The organism is Curtobacterium sp. Leaf183, assembly GCF_001424385.1.
GTDB lineage: Bacteria > Actinomycetota > Actinomycetes > Actinomycetales > Microbacteriaceae > Curtobacterium.
On sequence record NZ_LMPO01000009.1, the window covers coordinates 685,134 to 690,029 of the forward strand.

General features: G+C 71.1%; 4 protein-coding genes. 1 reads left to right on the forward strand and 3 read right to left on the reverse strand.

The window, feature by feature from the left end; genetic code table 11:
- From ASG04_RS14095 to ASG04_RS14105, 3 genes are all read right to left on the reverse strand, one after another.
- The coding region (locus ASG04_RS14095) for a 3-deoxy-7-phosphoheptulonate synthase (protein WP_235515550.1) at positions 1-1,056 on the reverse strand (1,056 nt) is incomplete at its 3' end.
- A gap of 61 nt (positions 1,057-1,117) precedes the next feature.
- Positions 1,118-1,843: a lysophospholipid acyltransferase family protein gene (locus ASG04_RS14100; RefSeq protein WP_056125480.1), complete on the reverse strand. Its 726-nt coding sequence runs from the start codon at positions 1,841-1,843 to the stop codon at positions 1,118-1,120.
- A 36-nt stretch (positions 1,844-1,879) separates the two neighbouring features.
- Entirely contained in the window at positions 1,880-2,833 is a 954-nt protein-coding gene (locus ASG04_RS14105; RefSeq protein ID WP_056125482.1) for an ROK family glucokinase, read from the reverse strand.
- Between the two features lie 122 nt (positions 2,834-2,955).
- Here ASG04_RS14105 and ASG04_RS14110 point away from each other — a divergent pair, with 122 nt between their 5' ends.
- Positions 2,956-4,821, forward strand: coding sequence for an AMP-dependent synthetase/ligase (locus tag ASG04_RS14110; RefSeq protein ID WP_056125483.1), 1,866 nt, complete (start codon positions 2,956-2,958; stop codon positions 4,819-4,821).
- Positions 4,822-4,896: the final 75 nt, after the last annotated feature.

Below are 4,896 nucleotides of genomic sequence, written 5' to 3' on the forward strand. Positions count from 1 at the left end.
GGCGTCCATGCCCTTGATGGCCTCGAGCAGCTTGGGGAGCTCGTCGCGGATGCGTCCGGCGCCCATGCGGGTGATGAACGTGAGACGGCCGGGCTCGCGGTTCGGGTCGAGCTTCTCGATCAGGGCTTCCATGTCGGCGACCGTGGTGGTCGGACCGAGCTTGACGCCGATCGGGTTGCGGACCCGCGACAGGAAGTCCACGTGGGCCCCGTCGAGGTCCCGCGTGCGCTCCCCGATCCAGATGAAGTGACCGGAGGTGTCGTACGCCAGCCCGGAGCGCGAGTCGATCCGGGTCATCGGACGCTCGTAGTCCATGAGCAGGCCCTCGTGCGAGGCGAAGAACTCGACGTGCTTGAGCTGGTCGAAGTCGGCCCCGCAGGCACCCATGAACCGGATCGCGCGGTCGATCTCCTGGGCGAGGTGCTCGTACCGGGCGTTCGCCGGGTTCGACGCGAAGCCCTTGTTCCACGAGTGCACCTGGCGCAGGTCGGCGAACCCGCCCTGCGTGAAGGCGCGGACCAGGTTCAGGGTCGACGCGGCCGTGTGGTAGCCCTGCACCAGGCGGCGCGGGTCGGCCTGGCGGGACTCCGGCGTGAAGTCGTAGCCGTTCACGATGTCGCCGCGGTAGGCCGGCAGCGTGACGTCGCCGCGGGTCTCGAGGTCGCTCGAGCGGGGTTTGGCGAACTGACCGGCCATGCGGCCCATCTTGACGACGGGCATCGAGGCGCCGTACGTCAGCACGACCGCCATCTGCAGGATCGTCTTGACGCGGTCGCGGATCGAGTCGGCGGTCGCCCCGGCGAAGGTCTCGGCGCAGTCACCGCCCTGCAGCAGGAAGGCCTTGCCCTGGGCGGCGGCGGCGAGCCGGTCGCGGAGCTGGTCGACCTCGCCGGCGAAGACGAGCGGCGGCAGCGTGGCGAGCTCGGCAGAGGCGGCTTCGGCCGCTGCCTGGTCCGGCCACGTCGGCTGCTGCTTGATCGGGAGCGTGCGCCAGTAGTCGAGACCGTCGATCGCGTCCGGTTCCTGCAGGGCGACGAAGTCGGTCGACTCGGACAAGGCGGTACCTCGGTGTTCTCTCGCTGGCGGTGGTCCGACGGGACGCCGGAACCGTCCCACCCTACCGTGCAGGGGTGCTGCGGCGCTCTCGCATGACCTGCTCGCGTGCGGAGCTGGCCCGCTCCTTGACGCTCGTCGCGTAGACGTCCTCGTACTCCTGGCGACTGAGCCCGGCGAGCTCGTGCATGACCTCGTCCGTCACGCTGCGCAGGATGAACCGGTCGGTCTCGAAGCCCTGGAAGCGCGAGAAGTCGAGCGGCTTGCCGAACACGACCCCGACGCGCTTGAACTTCGGGAAGCGCTGGCCGATCTGCTGCACCTCTCTGGTGCCGATCATCGCGACGGGGACCACGACCACGCGGCCCTCGAGGATCATCCGGGCGATGCCGGTGCGGCCGCGGTAGAGCTTGCCGTCGGGGCTGCGGGTGCCCTCCGGGTAGATGCCGAGCTGCTCGCCGCGGGCCAGCACCTGCAGGCCGGTGCGGAGCGACGCCTCGGAGGCCTTGCCGCCGGACCGGTCGATGGGCAGCTGGCCGATCGCGTTGAAGAAGGTCTTCGTCGCCCAGCCCTTGAGCCCCCGGCCGGTGAAGTAGTCGCTCTTCGCCAGGAAGGACATGCGACGGTCGAGCACGGCGGGCAGGATCACCGAGTCGATGAACGAGACGTGGTTCGACGCGAAGATGACCGGCCCCGAGGTCGGGACGTGCTCACGACCGACCACCCACGGCCGGAACAGCGTCAGGATGAGCGGGCCGAGCAGGAAGTTCTTCAGCAGCCAGTAGAGCATCGTCGACTCCGTCGTGGGTGGGGCGGGCAGCGGGCGTCAGGCGGTACGGGCGTGGATCCGCGCGAGGTCCGCGGCACCGACGACACCGGCGTCGTTGACGAGTTCCGCGATCACGAAGTCCGGCTCCGGGTGGTACCCGCGGGCCGGGAGGTTGTTGAGGTACGCCTGGCGGATCGGGTCGAGCAGGCGCTCCCCCGCGCTGGCGACGCCGCCGCCGAAGACGAACAGCTGCGGGTCGAGCACGGCCGACAGGGACGCGCAGGCCTCGCCGAGGTGCCGGCCGAGACGACGCAGGGCCGCCAGGGCTCCGGGGTCGTCGGCCAGGATGAGCTCGCCGACGACCGCGCCGTCGAGCTGGCCGCCGTTGTCGTCACGCGCCTGGGCCAGTGCGACGCCGATCCCGCCGGCGTCGGCGACGTCGTTCGCCATGCGCTGGAGGGCACGGCCGGAGCCGTACTGCTCGATGCACCCACGGGCGCCACAGCCGCAGGGCAGGCCGTTCGGGACGATGCGCAGGTGGCCGATCTCGCCACCGGTGCCGAAGCCGCCGCGGAACAGGCGGTCCTCGGTGACGATCGCGCCGCCGACCCCGGTGCCGATCGTCAGCATGGTCATGTCGGACACCAGACGCCCGGCGCCGAAGCGGAACTCGGCCCACCCGGCAGCGTTGGCGTCGTTGTCGACGGTGATGTGCAGGTCGCCGAGGCGCTGCTGCAGCTTCTGCCGCAGGGGCTCGTTCCGCCACCGGATGTTGGGCGTGTAGTAGACGATCGACTGCGAGGCGTCGATGAAGCCCGGGGCGGCGACGCCGACCGCGCCGACGTCGTTCGCGGCGCGGAGTCGCGAGACCATCGCGACGACGTCGTCCAGCATGGCGTCCGGGTCCGCAGCGTTCGTGGCGACGCGGTCCTCGGCGACGATCTCGCCCAGTTCCGTGACGACCGCTCCCGCGATCTTGGTGCCCCCGATGTCAATTCCGATGGCGTGCACGAAGACCGAGCCTACCGGTTCGCTGCGTGCGCATCGAACGTGCGACATCCGCCTCTATGCTGGGAACAGAGGCCTCAACATGAGACGACCTCGCCATCGAACCGGTCGACAAGGGAGTTGCCGTGAACGATCAACGACCCGTACCCACCAGCGAGTCACACCACGACGCGGCTCCGGCCGCCCCGGACCACGGCTCGGCAGCACGCCTGCTCGCCGATCGGGCACGGGCCACCCCCGACCGACCGATCCTGGCGGAACGGCACGGCGACACGTGGACCACCATCACTGCCGCCGAGGTCGAGCGGCGCGTCCGCGGCATCGCGAAGGGCTTCGTCGCCGCGGGGCTCGAGCCGGGCGCACACGTGGCCATCCTGTCGCGCACCCGACTCGAGTGGACGCTCGTCGACTTCGCGGTGTGGACCGCCGGGCTCGTGTCGGTGCCCGTGTACGAGACGAGCTCCCCCGACCAGGTCCGGTGGATCCTCGGCGACTCCGAGTCCGTCGCCGTCGTGGTCGAACAGGAGGAGCACGCACGCCGCGTGGCCGGGATCGCCGCGGACCTGCCACACCTCGGGCAGCACTGGACGATCGACGGCGGCGGCCTCGACGACCTGACCCGGCTCGGCGAGGACGTCACCGACGACGAACTCGACGCCCGGACGGCCGACGTGCACGGGCACGACGACGCCACGATCATCTACACCTCGGGCACGATGGGGCGGCCGAAGGGCTGCGTCCTGCGCCACGACAACTTCACCGCAACCGTCGAGGGTGCGACCGAGGCCATGCCCGAGGTGGTGGCCGACGGGTCCTCGACCCTGCTGTTCATCCCGCTCGCCCACGTCTTCGCGCGGTTCATCGCCGTGATGAGCATCTCGACCGGGGTGCTCGTCGGGCACGAGCCGGACACGAAGGACCTGATGCGGGCGGTGTCGACCTTCCGACCGTCGTTCCTGCTCGCCGTTCCCCGCGTCTTCGAGAAGATCTACAACTCGGCCGAGCAGAAGGCCGACCTCGGCGGGCGGGGCAAGGTGTTCCGCGCCGCGGCGGCCACCGCGGTCGCGCATTCCGAGGCCCTCGCCACCGGTCGCGTCCCGCTCGGCCTGCGCCTGCGCTTCCGGTTGTTCGACCGGCTCGTCTACAGCAGGCTGCGCGACGCCATGGGCGGACGGGTGCAGTACGCGATCAGCGGTTCCGCCCCGCTCTCGCCCCGGCTGTCGCACTTCTTCCGGTCGATCGGGGTGCTGATCCTCGAGGGCTACGGGCTCACCGAGACCACGGCTCCGGCGACCGTGAACCGCGCCGGTGAGCTCCGCATCGGGTCGGTCGGGCGCGCGCTGCCCGGCGTCGAGGTCCGGATCGCCGACGACGAGGAGATCCTGATCCGCGGCGTGGACGTCTTCGACCGCTACTGGAACAACCCCGAGGCGACGGCGGCGGCCTTCGCCGCGGGCTGGTTCCGGACGGGCGACCTCGGCCGCCTCGACGGGAACGGGATCCTCACCGTCACGGGTCGCGCGAAGGAGCTCATCGTCACCGCGAGCGGCAAGAACGTCGCACCGGCGCCGCTCGAGGACGGCATCCGTGAGCACCCGCTCGTCGGGCAGGTCGTCGTCGTCGGCGAGGCCAAGCCGTTCGTCGCCGCCCTCGTCACGCTCGACCGGGACATGCTGCCCGGCTGGTGCGCCTCGCGCGGGATCGAGCCGGCGCTCTCCGCGCACGAAGCCGCCTACGACGACCGCGTCCACCGGGCGGTGCAGGAGGCGATCGACGCGGCGAACGGCCGCGTCTCGCGCGCCGAGTCCGTGCGCTCGTTCACGATCCTGGACACGGAGCTCACCGAGGCGTCGGGCCACCTGACGCCCAAGTTGACGATCAAGCGCGCGGTCGTGATGCGCGACTTCGCCGCGGACGTCGAGCACATCTACGCGGGCTCGAAGGTCCAGACCACGGCGACGCCGGTGGTCCAGGGACGTCGACGACGGTGAGCCGACGGGCTGCGGCCCGCCACGACCGTCGGGGACGGTGACGGGAGGCCCGGTGCCGGTCGACGAGACCGGCAC